This window comes from Pseudomonas alkylphenolica, assembly GCF_016009175.1.
Classification (GTDB): Bacteria; Pseudomonadota; Gammaproteobacteria; order Pseudomonadales; family Pseudomonadaceae; genus Aquipseudomonas; species Aquipseudomonas alkylphenolica_B.
This window is the reverse complement of record NZ_JADUCM010000003.1, coordinates 35,831-52,429: the sequence shown is the minus strand read 5'-3', so window position 1 is coordinate 52,429 and position 16,599 is coordinate 35,831. Positions and strand designations below refer to the sequence as shown.

16 protein-coding genes are annotated in these 16,599 nt (G+C 61.5%); 9 read left to right on the top strand and 7 right to left on the bottom strand.

Annotated elements, in window-relative coordinates:
• Positions 1 to 60: 60 nt before the first annotated feature.
• Together I5S59_RS04660 and I5S59_RS04655 are read left to right on the top strand one after the other, a co-directional pair.
• Positions 61 to 426 carry a PilZ domain-containing protein gene (locus I5S59_RS04660; protein ID WP_128322848.1) on the top strand — a complete coding sequence of 122 codons (366 nt, stop codon included), beginning with the start codon at positions 61 to 63 and terminating at the stop codon, positions 424 to 426.
• Positions 427 to 689: 263 nt separating this feature from the next.
• Entirely contained in the window at positions 690 to 2,210 is a 1,521-nt protein-coding gene (locus I5S59_RS04655) for a nucleobase:cation symporter-2 family protein (protein ID WP_197875605.1), read from the top strand.
• A 71-nt stretch (positions 2,211 to 2,281) separates the two neighbouring features.
• Here the strand turns inward: I5S59_RS04655 and radA are convergent, their stop codons facing one another.
• Complete coding sequence (radA, locus tag I5S59_RS04650; protein ID WP_128322850.1) at positions 2,282 to 3,649, bottom strand: DNA repair protein RadA; 1,368 nt, start codon at positions 3,647 to 3,649, stop codon at positions 2,282 to 2,284.
• Between the two features lie 175 nt (positions 3,650 to 3,824).
• On the opposite strand from radA, the gene mscL reads away from it, so the two are divergent.
• A complete protein-coding gene (gene mscL, locus I5S59_RS04645; RefSeq protein WP_197875604.1) occupies positions 3,825 to 4,238 on the top strand; it encodes a large-conductance mechanosensitive channel protein MscL in 414 nt (137 codons plus the stop codon).
• Between the two features lie 47 nt (positions 4,239 to 4,285).
• Here the strand turns inward: mscL and I5S59_RS04640 are convergent, their stop codons facing one another.
• Positions 4,286 to 5,062: a ferredoxin--NADP reductase gene (locus I5S59_RS04640; protein WP_197875603.1), complete on the bottom strand. Its 777-nt coding sequence runs from the start codon at positions 5,060 to 5,062 to the stop codon at positions 4,286 to 4,288.
• Between the two features lie 209 nt (positions 5,063 to 5,271).
• Between I5S59_RS04640 and I5S59_RS04635 the strand changes: the two genes are divergently transcribed.
• Positions 5,272 to 6,396, top strand: a complete 1,125-nt coding sequence (locus tag I5S59_RS04635) for a methyltransferase (protein ID WP_197875602.1) — start codon at positions 5,272 to 5,274, stop codon at positions 6,394 to 6,396.
• Between the two features lie 96 nt (positions 6,397 to 6,492).
• On the opposite strand, the gene I5S59_RS04630 is transcribed toward I5S59_RS04635, so the two are convergent.
• The 3 genes from I5S59_RS04630 to I5S59_RS04620 are packed head-to-tail and all read right to left on the bottom strand — an operon-like array spanning position 6,493 to position 9,111.
• Positions 6,493 to 6,648: a DUF2474 domain-containing protein gene (locus tag I5S59_RS04630; protein WP_197875601.1), complete on the bottom strand. Its 156-nt coding sequence runs from the start codon at positions 6,646 to 6,648 to the stop codon at positions 6,493 to 6,495.
• A 12-nt stretch (positions 6,649 to 6,660) separates the two neighbouring features.
• Positions 6,661 to 7,668, bottom strand: a complete 1,008-nt coding sequence (cydB, locus tag I5S59_RS04625; protein WP_197875600.1) for a cytochrome d ubiquinol oxidase subunit II — start codon at positions 7,666 to 7,668, stop codon at positions 6,661 to 6,663.
• Between the two features lie 3 nt (positions 7,669 to 7,671).
• On the bottom strand, positions 7,672 to 9,111 hold the full coding sequence (locus tag I5S59_RS04620) for a cytochrome ubiquinol oxidase subunit I (protein ID WP_128322856.1): 1,440 nt from the start codon (positions 9,109 to 9,111) through the stop codon (positions 7,672 to 7,674).
• 357 nt (positions 9,112 to 9,468) lie between these two features.
• On the opposite strand from I5S59_RS04620, the gene I5S59_RS04615 reads away from it, so the two are divergent.
• Complete coding sequence (locus tag I5S59_RS04615) at positions 9,469 to 10,692, top strand: MFS transporter (protein WP_197875599.1); 1,224 nt, start codon at positions 9,469 to 9,471, stop codon at positions 10,690 to 10,692.
• A 5-nt stretch (positions 10,693 to 10,697) separates the two neighbouring features.
• Here the strand turns inward: I5S59_RS04615 and I5S59_RS04610 are convergent, their stop codons facing one another.
• Positions 10,698 to 11,246: a DJ-1 family glyoxalase III gene (locus I5S59_RS04610; protein ID WP_197875598.1), complete on the bottom strand. Its 549-nt coding sequence runs from the start codon at positions 11,244 to 11,246 to the stop codon at positions 10,698 to 10,700.
• A gap of 228 nt (positions 11,247 to 11,474) precedes the next feature.
• On the opposite strand from I5S59_RS04610, the gene I5S59_RS04605 reads away from it, so the two are divergent.
• From I5S59_RS04605 to I5S59_RS04590, 4 genes are all read left to right on the top strand, one after another.
• Positions 11,475 to 12,770, top strand: a complete 1,296-nt coding sequence (locus I5S59_RS04605) for an NCS2 family permease (protein WP_197875597.1) — start codon at positions 11,475 to 11,477, stop codon at positions 12,768 to 12,770.
• Positions 12,767 to 13,852 carry a tRNA (uridine(54)-C5)-methyltransferase TrmA gene (gene trmA / locus I5S59_RS04600; protein WP_197875596.1) on the top strand — a complete coding sequence of 362 codons (1,086 nt, stop codon included), beginning with the start codon at positions 12,767 to 12,769 and terminating at the stop codon, positions 13,850 to 13,852. Before I5S59_RS04605 ends, trmA begins: the two co-directional genes overlap by 4 nt.
• Before the next feature lie 70 nt (positions 13,853 to 13,922).
• Positions 13,923 to 14,828 (top strand): LysR family transcriptional regulator, encoded by a 906-nt coding sequence (locus I5S59_RS04595; protein ID WP_197875595.1) that lies wholly within the window; start codon positions 13,923 to 13,925, stop codon positions 14,826 to 14,828.
• Between the two features lie 100 nt (positions 14,829 to 14,928).
• The gene (locus I5S59_RS04590) at positions 14,929 to 15,375 is read left to right on the top strand and encodes a cupin domain-containing protein (protein WP_197875594.1); all 447 of its coding nucleotides are present in this window, start codon (positions 14,929 to 14,931) and stop codon (positions 15,373 to 15,375) included.
• On the opposite strand, the gene I5S59_RS04585 is transcribed toward I5S59_RS04590, so the two are convergent.
• Positions 15,376 to 16,548 carry an alkaline phosphatase family protein gene (locus tag I5S59_RS04585; RefSeq protein WP_197875593.1) on the bottom strand — a complete coding sequence of 391 codons (1,173 nt, stop codon included), beginning with the start codon at positions 16,546 to 16,548 and terminating at the stop codon, positions 15,376 to 15,378. It lies immediately after the preceding gene.
• Positions 16,549 to 16,599 lie beyond the last annotated feature (51 nt).

The following is a 16,599-nucleotide window of genomic DNA, read 5'->3' as shown; positions in this document are numbered from 1 at the left end:
GGCAAGTGCTGAGCTATAGTCAGGTAGAACCTGCCAGGTAGAACCCCGGAGTGCCTGAACATGAGCGACCATCAAGAACGTCGACATTTCCAGCGTGTGGCCTTCGATGCCCCCACCGAGCTGCGCCAGGGCAGTGAGTGCTGGGAAGTCAACCTGCTCGACCTGTCCCTCAAAGGGATGCTGATCGAGCGCCCGGAGCCCTGGCTGGCCGACCTGACCCAGGATTTCGACGCCGTTGTCCACCTGGGCCCCGAAGCCCGGGTGCAGATGCAGGTCGAACTGCGCCACGAAGAGCCGGACAAACTCGGCTTTGTCTGTCTGCACATCGATATCGACTCAATCACTCATCTGCACCGTTTGGTGGAGCTCAACCTGGGCGACAGCACCAAGATGATGCGTGAATTGCGAGAACTGATCGAAGTTTAAAAACTGTTAGCCGGCTACCTAAAACCCTTCGCCACATTTTTCTGTCCACCTGGACAGCTTCCGCACGCTCGTCCCCCTTCCCAATGCAGCCGTGCAAGGCCTGCGCCTCGACGGTTGGAACAGAACCTGCATCCACCTGTGAGCCCAAACCTTGCGTAAGACTGTTCCTACGCAAATCTAAAAATTGTATACAATTGCTCTGGCGTTAACCGGTAGTACTTGTCTACAGTAGCGCCACAACAATAAAACAGAGACCCCGCCCCATGAATACGTCCTCCTCTAGCACGTCTTCAGCCTCACGTCCCGAAGACGAGAACCTGGGCCTAGGTGCCAACCTGGCGTACGGCCTGCAACACGTTCTGACGATGTACGGAGGTATCGTTGCCGTACCTCTGATTCTGGGGCAAGCCGCTGGCTTAAGCCCGGCGGATATTGGCCTGCTGATTGCCGCCTCGCTGTTTGCCGGTGGCCTGGCCACGCTGCTGCAGACCCTGGGCCTGCCGTGGTTCGGTTGTCAGCTGCCGCTGGTGCAAGGGGTTTCCTTTGCCGGCGTGGCGACCATGGGCGCGATTCTCAGCACAGAAGGTGGCGGTGGCCTGCCCGGGGTGTTCGGGGCAGTCATGGCAGCGTCGCTGATCGGGTTTCTGATTACCCCGGTGTTCTCGCGTATCACCAAATTCTTCCCGCCGCTGGTAACCGGGATTGTGATCACCACTATCGGCCTGACCCTGATGCCGGTTGCCGCGCGCTGGGTCATGGGCGGCAACAGCAAGGCACCGGACTTCGGCAGCATGGCCAACATCGGCCTGGCAGCGCTGACCTTCGTGATCGTGCTGGTCCTGAGCAAACTGGGCAACGCGACCATCTCGCGCCTGTCGATCCTGCTGGCAATGGTCATCGGTACCCTGATCGCCTGGTCACTGGGTATGGCCGACTTCAGCCGGGTCCTCGACGGCCCGCTGGTGGCGATGCCTTCACCTTTCCACTTCGGCATGCCGACCTTCCAGATCGCCGCCATCCTCTCGATGTGCATCGTGATCATGGTGACCCTGGTGGAAACTTCGGCCGACATCCTCGCCGTCGGTGAGATCATCGACACCAAGGTAGACTCCAAGCGCCTGGGCAACGGCCTGCGCGCCGACATGGCCTCCAGCATCCTGGCGCCGGTCTTCGGTTCCTTCACCCAGAGCGCCTTTGCCCAGAACGTAGGCCTGGTCGCCGTGACCGGGGTGAAAAGCCGCTACGTCGTGGCGACCGGTGGTGTGATCCTGGTGGTACTTGGCCTGCTGCCGATCATGGGCCGGGTGATTGCCGCTGTGCCGACCTCGGTACTCGGTGGTGCCGGTATCGTGCTGTTCGGCACCGTGGCCGCCAGCGGTATCCGTACCCTGTCCAAAGTCAGCTACACCAACAACGTCAACCTGATCATCGTTGCCGCCTCGCTGGGCTTCGGCATGATCCCGATCGCCGCCCCGAACTTCTACGATCACTTCCCGGGCTGGTTCGGCACCATCTTCCACTCCGGCATCAGCTCGGCAGCGATCATGGCGATCATCCTCAACCTGGTCTTCAACCACTTCACCAAGGGCAACTCCGACCAGCAATCGGTCTTTGCTGCCGCCTACGAGCGCACCATCAACTACCAGGACATCTCTGCCCTGCGTGACGGTGACTACTTCCAGGATGGCAAGCTGTTCAACGCCGAAGGCAAGGAGGTACCGGTGATGGTCGACGATGAACATGGCGGAACCTCGGTTCGACGAGAGGCCGTTTCAGAGCATTGACGACTACTGGGATACAAATAAAAAAGGCCGGTGCACATGCACCGGCCTTTTCGTTTCTGTGTGCCGCACCGTTACTCGAACAGTGCATCCAGCGCCTGCTCAAGGCGGGTCACCGCAATCACCTGCAGCCCGGGCGGCGCTTCCTTGGGCGCATTGCCTTTGGGCACGATAGCGCGCTTGAAGCCATGCTTGGCCGCTTCCTTTAAACGCTCCTGGCCACTGGGCACCGGACGAACCTCGCCCGACAGGCCGACTTCACCAAACACCAGCAGGCTGTTGTCCAGTGGACGGTTGCGCAGGCTGGACATGATTGCCGCCATCAACGCCAGGTCGGACGCGGTCTCAAGCACCTTGACCCCGCCCACCACGTTGAGAAACACATCCTGGTCATGGGTCGGGATTCCGCCATGCCGATGCAGTACCGCCAACAGCATGGCCAAGCGGTTCTGATCCAGGCCCAGAGTGACCCGTCGGGGATTGGACAGGTGGCTGTCGTCGACCAGCGCCTGCACTTCCACCAGCATCGGCCGGGTACCTTCCCAGGTAGCCATGACCACACTGCCGGGTACTTCCTCCTGAGCGCGGGTGAGGAAGATCGCCGAGGGGTTGGACACTTCCTTCAAGCCGCGATCGGTCATGCCGAACACACCCAGTTCGTTGACCGCGCCGAAGCGGTTCTTCACCGCCCGCAACAAACGCAGGCGACCATCGGACTCGCCCTCGAAGTACAGCACGGTATCGACCATATGCTCCAGCACCCGCGGACCAGCCAACGCGCCCTCCTTGGTAACGTGACCGACAAGGAAGATCGCCGTGCCGCTCTGCTTGGCATAACGCACCAGCAAGGCCGCGCTCTCGCGCACCTGGGACACGCCGCCCGGCGCTGACTGCAACTGCTCGGTGAAAATGGTCTGGATCGAGTCGATGACCATGACCTTGGGCTTTTCGACCCGCGCGGTGGCGATGATTGCCTCGATGCAGGTCTCAGTCATCACGCGCAATTGGTCCTGAGGCAACCCCAGGCGCCGCGCCCGCATCGCCACCTGCTGCTGGGATTCTTCCCCGGTGACATACAGCGCCGGCATCCGTGTAGCGATGGCACACAGGGTTTGCAGGAGGATGGTCGATTTGCCAATGCCAGGGTCGCCGCCGATCAACACCACCGAGCCGTCGACCAGTCCCCCGCCCAACACCCTGTCGAGCTCGGCGCTGGCGGTGGTGAAGCGCGGAATTTCCTCGACACTGACTTCGGCCAGGGTCTTGATCTGGGCCTGTTGCCCGGCCCAACCGGAGCGCCCGCTGGGTGCCGCTGCCGCGCCACTCTCCAGCACGGTCTCGACCAGTGTGTTCCAGGCACCGCACTCGCTGCACTGCCCGGCCCATTTTGGAAAGGTCGCGCCGCACTCGGTGCAGCCGTACATGCGCTTGGCCTTGGCCATGGGGACGGTCCTCTGGAAAAAGGCACCATCATAGCCGACCTCGGTGGGCGGAGCCGCCACAGAAAACGACAAAACTATTCGGTATAACCGCAGTCTGTAGTGGCAGCGCGGCGCATGAAGCGCGTAGCTGAATTACACTGCGTTTACCAACCTCATCTGTTACAAGGAATAAACCATGGGCGTGCTTAGTGAATTCAAGGCCTTCGCGGTCAAAGGGAATGTGGTCGACATGGCCGTCGGTATCATCATCGGCGCCGCCTTTGGCAAAATCGTTTCATCCTTTGTTGGCGACGTAATCATGCCACCCATCGGTTTGCTGATCGGCGGCGTCGACTTCAGCGACCTTGCCGTCACCCTCAAAGCGGCCGAAGGCGATGTGCCGGCCGTGGTGCTGGCCTACGGCAAATTCATTCAGACCGTGCTCGACTTCATCATCGTCGCCTTCGCGATATTCATGGGCGTCAAGGCGATCAACCGCCTGAAACGCGAAGAAGCCGAAGCACCGACCCTGCCGCCGGTGCCCACCAAGGAAGAAGAACTGCTGACCGAAATCCGCGACTTGCTCAAATCGCAGAATCGGCAACCCTGACCCCACACCACAAACGGCGCCCTGAGGCGCCGTTTTGCGTAGCTGACTTACCAGTAGTTTTCCACCGCCACCTGCCCGGGTCGCCGGCTCAGGCTCAGGTTGAGGCCGCGCTGTTTGAGCACCTGGCGTGTGTCATCGATCATCTGCGGATTGCCGCACAGCATTACCCGCGAAGACTCCGGCGTCAGCGCCAGCCCGGCTGCGCGTTCCAGTTCGCCGTTCTCGATCAGCGTAGTAATGCGATCATTCAGCGCCCCAGGGTGTTGCTCCCGGGTGACCACCGGAATGAACTGCAGTTTGCCGGCATGCTCGGCCAGGTAGTCGCGCTGCTCAAGGCCGGCAATCAAATCCAGATAAGCCAGCTCTTTGGCTTCACGCACCGAGTACACCAGCTTGATCGAATCGAATCGCTCCCAGGCCTCGAAGTCCTGCAGGATCGAGACGAACGGCGCAATGCCGGTACCGGTGGCCAGCAGCCACAGATCACGGCCATCAACAAAGCGATCCAGGGTCAGAAAGCCAAATGACTGGCGATCAATCAGCAAACTGTCGCCCGTTTTCAGGCGGCTCAGTTCACTGGTGAACTCACCACCCGGCACCACGATGGAAAAGAAATCCAGGTGCTCATCATGGGGGGCGCTGACCATGGAGTAGGCACGCCAGACCACACTCCCGTCCGCCTTGGTCACGCCGAGACGGGCAAACTGCCCGGAGCGGAAACGGAACCCCGGATCACGCGTGGTACGCAGGCTGAACAGGCTGGGGGTCAGCGGCTCGACGTCAAGCAACGTCTGGCGAGTGAAATTTTCAGCGCTGGCAGTCATGACTTGCTCCAAAAAACAGATACGCCCAGTGTCGCGCAAACGCGCGCAGATAAACACCGCTGGAATGTAGTGGCAAAAGCCGGTGACATGGCCGATGCGGCCGTGAACGGCCTTCTCGAGTAACCCCTTGCCGCCCAAGCCCTGTAGAATCACTGCTCTGTAAATCGCCGCCGACTGTGCCGCGTGCCCCTGCCTCAGAGCCTTAAGCCATGCCCTTGTTGACCAGCCCCTTCGCCGAACTCGACCTGCTCCGCCAGCCAGAGCAAGCCAACGACCCCTTGCAAGCCTTCGATGCGGCCGATGAGTACCTGTTGGAACACCTGGCTGAACAGGCACCCAGTGCCGCCACGCGCGTGCTGGTATTGAACGACAGTTTCGGCGCACTGGGCATTAGCCTGAGCCGCTACATGAACGTTATCAGCAGCGGTGACTCGCACCTGGCGCGGCTGGCCCTGGAAAAGAACCTGGTACGCAATGGCCAGCCGTTCGACAGCGTGCCGTTCATTCCCGCCAGCGCTCACTGGCAAGGGCCGTTCGACTGCGTGCTGTTGCGCGTACCCAAGACCCTGGCATTGCTCGAAGAACAATTGATTCGCCTGCACTCCCATCTGGCACCCGGTACCCAGGTGGTTGCTGGCGCGATGATCAAGCACTTGCCACGTGCTGCCGGTGATCTGCTGGAAAAGTACATAGGCCCGGTACAGGCATCGCTGGCGAAGAAAAAGGCTCGCCTGCTGATCGCCACGGCACAGGACAAAGGGCCGTTTGTCTCGCCCTACCCCACCCGCTATACCCTCGACACGCCTCGCCTGGAACTGCTCAATCACGCCAACGTGTTTTGCCGCGAAGGCCTGGACATCGGCACCCGCGCCTTCCTCCCGCACTTGCCCGACAACCTTGGAAGCGCCCGGGTTGCCGACCTGGGCTGTGGCAACGGCGTGCTCGCCATTGCCAGCGCCCTGAACAACCCGCAGGCGCAGTACACCTTGGTCGATGAGTCCTACATGGCGACCCAATCGGCACTGGAGAACTGGCACGCCGCGCTGGGCGATCGGGAAGTCAACGTGCGTGCCGACGACGGCCTGGCTGCACAGCCGGCACAGTCGCTTGACGTTGTGCTGTGCAACCCGCCCTTCCATCAGCAGCAGGTGGTCGGCGACTTCCTTGCCTGGCGCATGTTCCAGCAGGCCCGTGAAGCCTTGGTGGTTGGCGGAGCGCTGTACATCGTGGGTAACCGCCACCTGGGTTACCACAGCAAACTGGCGCGTTTGTTCCGCGGCGTCGAGCAAGTGGCGGCGACGCCAAAATTCGTGGTGCTCAAGGCACGCAAGTAATCACCGGGCCGCTGCCGTAACCCCACAAAAAAAGCCCTTCACAGCGCAAGCCGTGAAGGGCTGAAGTTCGCCGTAAGGCGAGATGGAAATGACGCGTTAGTGGGTGCTCAGACCTGCCGCTGCCATGAACATGCGCATCAGCCAGGCCACAATTCCCAGCGCCGTCACGCTCCCGGCCCAGATCACGGCCAGCCAGCCCAGCCGTTGCCAGAGCGGCTTTTTCTCTTCATCGACGGTTTGTTTGCCAGTCATGCGCGGGCCCTCCTAGTGGTAGCCATCCTCGTGGGTCACCTTGCCGCGGAACACGTAGTAGCTCCAGAAGGTGTAACCCAGGATGAACGGAATGATGAACAGCGCCCCCACCAGCATGAAACCCTGACTCTGCGGTGGCGCAGCCGCCTCCCAGATCGAGATCGATGGCGGGATGATGTTCGGCCACAAGCTGATGCCCAGGCCGCTGTAGCCCAGGAAGATCAGCGCCAGGGTCAACAGGAACGGGGTGTAGTGCGCATTGCGTGCCACGGCCTTGAGCAATCCGTACAGGGTCACCAATACCAGGATCGGCACCGGCAGGAACCAGAACAGGTTGGGCAGGGTAAACCAGCGCGAGGCAATTTCCGGGTGAGCCAGCGGCGTCCAGATACTGACGATACCGGTCACTGCCAACAACACCAGGGCCAATGGCCGCGCCAGATCATGCATCTGCAGTTGCAGCCTGCCTTCGGTTTTCATGATCAGCCAGGTGCAGCCGAGCAAGGCATAAGCAACGATCAGCCCCAGGCCACAGAACAGGCTGAACGGCGTCAGCCAGTCGAGGGAACCGCCGACAAAACTGCGGTCGACCACCTTGAAGCCTTCGATGAAGGCACCCAGAGCCACGCCCTGGAAGAATGTCGCCGCCAGCGAACCGCCGATAAACGCCTTGTCCCATAGGTGACGTTTTTCGGCAGTGGCCTTGAAGCGGAACTCGAAGGCCACACCGCGGAAGATCAAGCCGACCAGCATCAGCATCAACGGCAGGTAAAGTGCCGAAAGCACCACCGCATAGGCCAGCGGGAAGGCGCCGAACAGCGCCGCCCCGCCCAGTACCAGCCAGGTTTCGTTACCGTCCCAGACCGGCGCGACAGTGTTCATCATCACGTCACGGTCCTGTTCGCCTTTGACGAAGGGGAAAAGAATGCCGATCCCCAGGTCGAAACCATCCATGACCACGTACATCATGATGCCGAAGATGATGATCACGGCCCAGATCAGTGGAAGATCAATACCCATGACTCAGTTCCCCTTGCTCAGGCTGGTGTGCTGACCATCGTCGTGATCGTCATCGGCAGCAGAAAGCGGCCGTGCAGGCGTACGGTGCTGGCCCGGCCCACCGGTGATGGTTTCCTCGCCTTCGCCAGTTTTCGGCCCCTTGCGCACCAGTCGCATCATGTACCCCAGGCCCGCACCGAACAGGGCGAAATAGACCACCACGAACATCACCAGAGTGACGCCCAGCTGGGTATAGCTATGGTTGGAGACCCCATCGGCAGTACGCATCAGGCCATAAACGACCCAGGGCTGACGGCCGATCTCGGTGGTGAACCAGCCGGCAAGGATTGCGATCAGGCCGGACGGCCCCATCCACAGGGTCAGGTAGAGGAACGGCCGCGAGCTGTAGATCCTGTCGCGCTTGCGCAGCCACAAGCTCCACAGGCCGACAAAGATCATCAACATCCCCAGGCCGACCATGATCCGGAACGACCAGAACACCACCGTGGAGTTAGGCCGGTCTTCTTTCGGGAACTCCTTCATCGCCGGTACTTGCTTGTCCAGGCTGTGGGTCAGGATCAGGCTGCCCAGGGCCGGAATTTCCAGTTTGTAGCGGGTGGTTTCGGCCTCCATGTCTGGAATGCCGAAGAGGATCAGCGGAGTCGGCTCGTCACCGACATTTTCCCAGTGACCTTCAATGGCGGCGATTTTCACCGGCTGGTGCTTGAGGGTGTTCAAGCCATGGAAGTCACCGATGACGGCCTGTATCGGCGCAACAATCAGGGCCATCCACATTGCCATCGAGAGCATCTTGCGGATCGCCGGGTTGTCACGCCCGCGCAGCAGGTGCCAGGCCGCCGAAGCGCCAACGAAAAACGCGGTGGCAACGAAGGCCGCGGTGGCCATGTGCAGCAGCCGGTACGGGAACGACGGGTTGAAGATCACCGCGAACCAGTCCACCGGGACCACCACGCCATTGACGATTTCGTAGCCCTGCGGGGTTTGCATCCAGCTGTTGGAGGCGAGAATCCAGAAGGTGGAAATGATGGTGCCGATCGCCACCATGACGGTTGCGAAGAAGTGCAGGCCTCGTCCGACACGGTTCCAGCCAAAGAGCATGACGCCCAGGAAGCCAGCCTCGAGGAAGAAGGCGGTAAGCACTTCATAGGTCAGCAGCGGTCCGGTGATGGAGCCGGCGAAGTCGGAGAACTTGCTCCAGTTAGTGCCGAACTGATAGGCCATGACCAGGCCAGACACTACCCCCATACCGAAATTCACGGCAAAGATTTTCGACCAGAAATGGTAAAGGTCGCGGTAGACACTGTTATTGGTTTTGAGCCACATCCCTTCGAGTACCGCCAGGTAACTCGCCAGGCCAATGGTGATGGCCGGAAACAGGATGTGAAAGGACACGGTAAACGCGAACTGAATTCGGGCGAGATCTAGAGCCTCTAATCCGAACATAGTGCTTCCTCTGTCAGGTAATCCGGCGTCAGGCGTTACGCCTTGGCGCCAACTGCCCCCACGGTAGTTGAGTGCGGCGAGTTGGAATTGTTCTAAAAACATCACAACGCAGGGAATTCGACCGTATGGCCAACCGTTGCGGATGAAACTATTGATCTGGATCAACGGTTGCCAGAAAGGATAGTCCTGAACCGTCCGCGCAGTTGTGTGGTTCATTGCCGCAGATCAGTTGTCACCTTTTTTGTGCGCCCCAAAACAGTGCACGAAACGCAACTTTGGCAAACTCCTCGCAACCGCTTGTTACAAACTAGTGATAATCTGCGCAGCCGTTCCCCTCGCCGAGGCGCTGTTTCGCCGATGTCAGACCAGCCGCTGTTGTTGCGCCAGCACCGTCCCTTCCTTGCGTTCTGGTTGGCGCGCGTGTGTACCGCCAGTGGTTTTCAGATGCTCACCGTGGCCATTGGCTGGCACCTCTATCAGTTGACTGGCAACGTGCTGGACCTGGGCCTGGTGGGCCTGGTGGAGTTCGCCCCGCGGGTGCTGTTCATGCTGCACACCGGGCACGTCGCTGACCGCTATGACCGGCGGCGCGTGGCGGCGCTGTGCCAGAGTGCGCAGGCCTTGATTGCACTGGCGCTGGTGATCGGCAGCAGCACCGACAATGTCAGCCGCGAGCTGATCTTCATCCTCGCCTTCCTGCTGGGCAGCACCCGCTCTTTTGAAATGCCGGCTACCCAGGCACTGTTGCCGAACGTCGTCCCCAGCGCGTTGTTTCCGCGTGCTGTGGCCGCCTCGGCGTCGGCCATGCAATCAGCGACCATCGTCGCGCCGGCAGTCGGCGGATTTCTGTATGCCCTTGGCAGTACCTGGGTGTACGGCCCGACCGTGCTGCTGTATGTGACGGCCTGCCTGCTGACCTTGAGCCTCAAGGTCCGCCCGCAACACCCGCAGCAAGGGCGCGCGAGCCTGGACTCGCTGCTGGCCGGCATCCGCTTTATCCGCAGTCGCCCGGACATTCTCGGCGCCATTTCCCTGGACTTGTTTGCCGTGCTGCTGGGCGGCGCCACCGCGCTGTTGCCGGTATTCGCCAAAGACATCCTGCTGACCGGCCCCTGGGGCCTGGGGCTACTGCGCTCGGCCCCGGCCGTGGGTGCCTTGCTGATGTCACTGTGGTTGGCGCGCTTTCCGGTGGAACGCAATGTCGGCCGGGTGATGTTCACCGCCGTGGGAATCTTCGGTGTAGCGACCATTGCCTTCGGCCTGTCGACCTCGTTCTGGTTTTCCCTGGCCGTCCTCGCGGTGCTGGGCGCTGCCGACATGATCAGCATGGTGATTCGCGGTGCCTTCGTGCAACTGGAGACGCCGGACGAAATGCGTGGCCGGGTCAGCGCGGTGAACGGGCTGTTCATCGGTGCGTCGAACCAGCTAGGTGAGTTCGAATCGGGGCTGACCGCGCACTGGTTCGGCACGGCGCCAGCGGTGGTGCTGGGTGGCGTCGGAACCCTGCTGGTGACCGGGGTGTGGATCAAGCTGTTTCCAACTCTGGCCGGGCGCGATCATATGCACACCCGGGCCCGGTAGGCACGTCACACACCTAGCTGAGCCGCCACCCGCTTGTGCACCGCCCTACCCGCCACCTGCTCGACCAGCGTCAGGGCAAACGCCAACGCCGCTGCCGAACCCTGGGCAGTGATGCAATTGCCGTCCACCACCACCGGCTGATCGACGAAACTGCAACCGGACAACCGCTGGCTGACATCCGGATGACAGGTCATGCGTCGTTGACGCAACAGACCGAACGCCTGCAACACCAAGGGGCCTTCGCCAATCGCGGCAAAAAAACTGCCGGCTTTGGCCTGATCCACCACCCGCTGGTTCAGCGGTTGATGCGCCGCCATGTGCTGCACACCTTTCTCACCGCCGGGCAACACAATCAGGTCGAACGGCTGGGCAAGCAGGTCCACCAGCATGCCGTCGGCCGTCAGGCGCGTGCCACGGGCGCACGTGAGCATCCGCCGCCCCTCGATACTGGCCACCACCACCTCCACCTCGGCGCGGCGCAACACGTCGATCAAGGTCACGCATTGCAAGTCATCGACGCCTTCAGCTACTACGATCAATGCTCTGTGGCTCATGGGCGTTCTCCTGTGTCTGTCTTTCAAGCGTAGTTGATCGGAAAAACACCCTGAAACTGCGTACATCTGCTGTGTATCGCGACATTAATTACCGCCGGGCGAGCATGCTGGTATGATGCGCGGCTTTTTTCCGACCCAGGCAAATTCCACACACCACCCGCGAGGGGCTGTGCTTTGCTGATGGGGTCGATACATTCACGGCGCCGGGGCGCGCCACGGGGAGCAGGCATGCTGGAAAGGCTGTTTCAACTAAAGGCACACAACACCAACGTGCGCACCGAGATTCTTGCGGGCGTCACCACCTTCCTGGCCATGGCCTACATCCTGTTCGTCAACCCGAGCATCCTCGGCGAAACCGGCATGGACAAAGGCGCGCTGTTTGTCGCCACGTGCCTGGCAGCGGCCATCGGCTCGACCACCATGGGCCTGATCGCCAACTACCCGATCGCCCTGGCGCCGGGCATGGGCCTGAACGCGTTCTTCACCTACACGGTGGTCCTGCACATGGGCCACACCTGGCAGGTGGCACTGGGTGCGGTGTTCATTTCGGCGGTGCTGTTCTTTCTGTTGTCGATCTTTCGTATCCGCGAATGGATCGTCAACAGCATCCCGTTGCCGCTGCGCTCGGCCATTGCTGCGGGTATCGGCCTGTTCCTGGCACTGATCGCCCTGCACAATGCCGGTATCGTCGTCGATAACCCGGCCACGCTGGTAGGCCTTGGCGACCTCAAGCAACCGGCGCCGATTCTCGCCACCCTGGGCTTTTTCCTGATCGTCGCCCTTGAAGCCATGAAGGTCCGTGGCGCGGTGCTGATCGGCATCCTGGCGGTGACCGTGACCTCCATCGTAATGGGCTTCACACCGTTCGCCGGTGTGGTTTCGATGCCGCCATCGCTGGCGCCGACGTTCCTCCAGCTGGACATCAAGGGCGCTCTGGATGTGGGCCTGATCAGCGTGATCTTCGCCTTCCTGTTCGTCGACCTGTTCGACAACTCCGGCACCCTGATCGGCGTCGCCAAGCGCGCCGGCCTGATGCGCAAGGACGGCCACATGCCGAAAATGGGCCGCGCGCTGATCGCCGACAGTACTGCCGCCATGGCCGGTTCCCTGCTGGGCACCTCGACCACCACCAGCTACATCGAATCGGCAGCGGGCGTGAGTGCTGGCGGCCGTACCGGCCTGACCGCCATCGTGGTCGCCATCCTGTTCCTGCTGGCGCTGTTTTTTGCCCCGCTGGCCGGTAGCGTTCCTGCTTTCGCCACCGCCCCGGCCTTGCTGTTCGTCGCCGTGCTGATGGCGTCTGGCCTGGCGGAAATAAACTGGGACGACGTCACCGAAGCCGCCCCCGTGGTGATCACCGCGCTGGCGATGCCACTGACCTACTCGATCGCCAACGGCATCGCGTTCGGTTTCATCTCCTGGACGGCGATCAAACTGCTCTCCGGCCGTCGTGGTGACCTGAACCCGGCGCTGGTTATCCTGTCGATCCTGTTCGTAATCAAGTTGGGCTGGTTCAACGCATGAGTGCTGTTTTAGACCCTTCGACCTACACCCAGCAGCTCGACGCCAAGGCCGCCCGCCTGCGTGAGTTGCTGGCACCATTTGACGCCCCGGAGCCTGCGGTATTCGACTCCCCGCGCGAGCACTATCGCTTGCGCGCCGAGTTCCGCCTGTGGCGCGAGAACGAGCAGCGCTTCTATGCGATGTTCGCCCCGGGCGAAAAGCACACGCCAATCCTGATCGAAGACTTCCCCATTGCCAGCCTGCGCATCAATGAATTGATGCCGCGGCTGAAGGCCGCCTGGATGGCCAGCTCGGCGCTGAGCTTCAAACTTTTCCAGGTGGAATTCCTCACCACCCTGGCGGGCGATGCGATGATCACCCTGTGCTACCACCGGCCGCTGGATGAGCACTGGGAAACGGCTGCGCAGCAACTGGCCAGCGACCTGGGCGTGAGCATTATCGGACGCTCCAAAGGCAAGCGCGTGGTGATCGGCCGTGACTACGCGGTTGAAGAGCTGCAGATCGCCGGACGCAGCTTTCGCTACCGCCAGCCAGAAGGCGCCTTTACCCAGCCCAACGGTGCGGTGAACCAGAAGATGCTCAACTGGGCCTATGAGGCCCTGGGCGAGCGTCAGGACGACTTGCTGGAGTTGTACTGCGGCAATGGCAACTTCACGCTGCCGCTGGCCACCCGCGTACGCAAGGTGCTGGCCACCGAGATCAGCAAGACGTCGGTAAATGCTGCATTGCACAACCTCGCCGACAACGCGGTGGACAACGTGCGTCTGGTGCGCCTGTCAGCCGAAGAGTTGACCGAGGCGCTGAATGAAGTGCGGCCGTTCCGTCGCCTGGAAGGCATCGACCTGAAGAGCTACGACTTCGGCAGCGTCTTCGTCGACCCGCCCCGTGCCGGCATGGACCCGGACACCTGTGAACTGACCCGGCGCTTCGATAACATCCTGTACATCTCTTGCAACCCGGAAACCCTGGCAGCGAACATCGCCCAGTTGCACGATACGCACCGTATCGAACGCTGTGCGCTGTTCGACCAGTTCCCCTACACCCATCACATGGAAAGCGGGGTGTTGCTGGTTCGGCGTTGATTCACGTGTTGCGGGCGTCGGCTCCCCCGGCGCCCACAACATGCTGTTAACCTCAAGGAGCACTGCCCCGATGGACCAGTTCAGCGCCATGCAGGCCTTCCGTCGGGTCGTCGAGCAGGGCAGCTTCAGTGCTGCAGCAAACCTCACAGGCCAATCCCACACGGTGCTGTCGCGCCAGGTGAAAAACCTCGAGCGCCAGTTCGGCAGCCAATTGCTGAACCGCACCACCCGCCGCCTGCAACTGACCGAAGCGGGCACCCTGTTCTACCGCCACTGCGTAGAAATTCTCGATCAGATGGACGCCATGACCCTGGAGCTTTCCGAGCACCAGCAGCAACCGTGTGGCACCTTGCGCCTGAGCGTATCCAGCGCCTTTGGTGAACTGGAACTGGGGCATTGGCTACCGGGCTTCGTCGAACGTTTCTCCCTGCTGCAGATCGAGCTGAGCTGCACGGACCGCTTCGTCGACATGCTCGAAGAGGGCATCGACCTGTGCCTGCGGGTGACCGACCATCTGCCGGACTCAAGCCTGGTAGCACGCACACTGGCGCCGAGCGATGTGGTACTGGTGGCAGCGCCGTCGTACCTCAAGCGCTTGCCGACGCAGATGACCGCCGACAATCTGGGCGAGCACCCGTTGCTCGGTTACAACCGTCTCGCGCAACCGCAACGCCTGCGATTGACGGGCCCCACGGGCAGTCAGCGCGATGTGCTGATGCCCACGAGGGTCAGTGCCAATTCACCGATGGCCTTGCGTGCGGCAGCCATTGCCGGGCTGGGTATTGCCAGTTTTGATCGATTCATCGTTCACGATGCGTTGCAGGATCAGCGCCTGGTGCAACTGCTGCCGGACTGGCAGCAACCGGCGCGCACCCTGTATGCGCTGTATCCGCAAAGCCGCTACCTCGCGCCCAAGGTCCGGGCACTGCTGGATTATGTGCAGGACTACTATCGCCTGCCGCGCTGGCCGACGTAATTTGTGCTGATATCGCACAAGTCATGGCCATTTGTGTGCGTATTTCTGCAGAACCCGTTCCCTTAACCTTCGTTCAACTCAACCAACGAAGGTTCCTGCCATGAAAACCCTGAACATCACCCTGGCCAGCCTTGCCCTGGCCGTCTTTACCGCTGGCGCGGTGGCCCAGAGCAAGCCTGCTGCAGACGGGCTGGTTTCGTACCCCAAGCCCTCCCTGCAGTGGCAGGATGTGCCCGGCACCCACGGCGCGGTCAGCTACGCCAACACCGAAGGCGATCTCTTCGGCAAAGGCGACTACTCGGCCTTTGTCACCTTCAAGGCCGGTACCGACAACGGCCTGCACACCCACGGCAAAAGCCTGCCGACGGTAGTCCTGAAAGGCACCTTCTACGCTGTTATCGACAAGGTCCGCACCGAGTACCCGGCCGGCTCGTACTACAACCTGCCCGCCAACCTGGTGCATGAAAGCGGCTGCACTGCCGCTGCCGATTGCCTGCTGTTCCAGTACCAGAGCGACGCGTTCGACCTGGTGCCGGCAAAAGGCTGATCAGCCTCGCCCCCGACACAACAGCAGCGGTACTTGCTGGTCGTCATCCGTCAACGCCCCGTGATGCCCACGCCACTGGCTGGCGTGCGGCTCTACTTCGCTGCGGATGATCCCGCCAGCGCCGGTTGGCACCACGATCAGGTCGCCAATGTGTGCTTCGGCCTGGCTCAGCATCACGTCACCAAACAGGCCCTTGGCAATCGCCTGGGCCTTGCTCCAGACCCTGTAGCCCTCCCCCAGGTGATCTTGCCAACGCTGGTGCACGCGATCTTGCTGGTGCTCACAGGTGTACAGGTAGCGGGCGCGGATATCACCGGCAATGGCCCGAACACCCTCCTGCAATGCCGGCTCAAGGTCAAAATCACGGACCTGCTCGTTGTCCAGCGCGAGCATGCCATGGTCGGCAATTGCCATCAGTTGAACCTGCTCAGGCAACGCGTAGGCGATGCTCCGGGCCAGGTGGTCGGCCGTTTCCAGCTGTTTGATCCACTCGGGCGAGCCGGGGCCGAACAGGTGCCCGGCAAAATCCAGGTCGCCAAAATAAGCAAAGCAGAAAGCAGGCTCGCCCGTGGTCAGCGCGGCATTGATCAGACCCGGATAAGCGTCATAGGCAGGGGCCGGGAGAATCTGCCCGGCCTTGTAGATCGCCTGGCTGAACGCTGAGTTGGCATACCGCCCGAGCATCACCGTGCTGATGGCAATGCCCTGCGCACTGGCAAGGCTCCAGGCATCGGGAGGGGTGATAAATGCTGCGGGCGCCGGTGCTGCGCTCGGCTGCGCTTGCGCGTGAAAGGCAGCAGTGGTCCAGGACAACGGAGACAGCTCGGTCTGCTCGTCGAGGGCAAAACTGCAGCCGACAATGCCATGTGCACCGCTGCCCAGCCCTGTGGTGACCGAGGTCAGGCTTGTAGCCGTAGTGGCTGGAAATCCGCAGCGAAAGTAGCCATCAGGCTGCATCAGCGAAGCCAGGAACGGGGCATGTCGGGCGTGGGCGCTCAACAGGTTCCAGCCCAGGCCATCAACCAAAAACAGGCACGTCGCGTGCGTGCGCTCGAGCTTGAAACTGTTGCGAAACCCCTGACACCCCAGGGCAGCGAAGGTCGACTGGGTGAGCGTGGCCAGGCCCGGCCACGTTTCCCTTTGCAACTGCGGATCGCTCAACGGCATGGCCATGTCTCCGTTCATGGTCGGGTGCAAAGCATCAGGTGTAGCACAGGCTGTGCG

Coding starts and splice junctions, on each gene's coding strand:
- I5S59_RS04660 (WP_128322848.1), top strand. CDS start 61: ATGAGCGACCATCAAGAACGTCGACATTTCCAGCGTGTGGCCTTCGAT.
- I5S59_RS04655 (WP_197875605.1), top strand. CDS start 690: ATGAATACGTCCTCCTCTAGCACGTCTTCAGCCTCACGTCCCGAAGAC.
- radA (WP_128322850.1), bottom strand. CDS start 3,649: ATGGCCAAGGCCAAGCGCATGTACGGCTGCACCGAGTGCGGCGCGACC.
- mscL (WP_197875604.1), top strand. CDS start 3,825: ATGGGCGTGCTTAGTGAATTCAAGGCCTTCGCGGTCAAAGGGAATGTG.
- I5S59_RS04640 (WP_197875603.1), bottom strand. CDS start 5,062: ATGACTGCCAGCGCTGAAAATTTCACTCGCCAGACGTTGCTTGACGTC.
- I5S59_RS04635 (WP_197875602.1), top strand. CDS start 5,272: ATGCCCTTGTTGACCAGCCCCTTCGCCGAACTCGACCTGCTCCGCCAG.
- I5S59_RS04630 (WP_197875601.1), bottom strand. CDS start 6,648: ATGACTGGCAAACAAACCGTCGATGAAGAGAAAAAGCCGCTCTGGCAA.
- cydB (WP_197875600.1), bottom strand. CDS start 7,668: ATGGGTATTGATCTTCCACTGATCTGGGCCGTGATCATCATCTTCGGC.
- I5S59_RS04620 (WP_128322856.1), bottom strand. CDS start 9,111: ATGTTCGGATTAGAGGCTCTAGATCTCGCCCGAATTCAGTTCGCGTTT.
- I5S59_RS04615 (WP_197875599.1), top strand. CDS start 9,469: ATGTCAGACCAGCCGCTGTTGTTGCGCCAGCACCGTCCCTTCCTTGCG.
- I5S59_RS04610 (WP_197875598.1), bottom strand. CDS start 11,246: ATGAGCCACAGAGCATTGATCGTAGTAGCTGAAGGCGTCGATGACTTG.
- I5S59_RS04605 (WP_197875597.1), top strand. CDS start 11,475: ATGCTGGAAAGGCTGTTTCAACTAAAGGCACACAACACCAACGTGCGC.
- trmA (WP_197875596.1), top strand. CDS start 12,767: ATGAGTGCTGTTTTAGACCCTTCGACCTACACCCAGCAGCTCGACGCC.
- I5S59_RS04595 (WP_197875595.1), top strand. CDS start 13,923: ATGGACCAGTTCAGCGCCATGCAGGCCTTCCGTCGGGTCGTCGAGCAG.
- I5S59_RS04590 (WP_197875594.1), top strand. CDS start 14,929: ATGAAAACCCTGAACATCACCCTGGCCAGCCTTGCCCTGGCCGTCTTT.
- I5S59_RS04585 (WP_197875593.1), bottom strand. CDS start 16,548: ATGGCCATGCCGTTGAGCGATCCGCAGTTGCAAAGGGAAACGTGGCCG.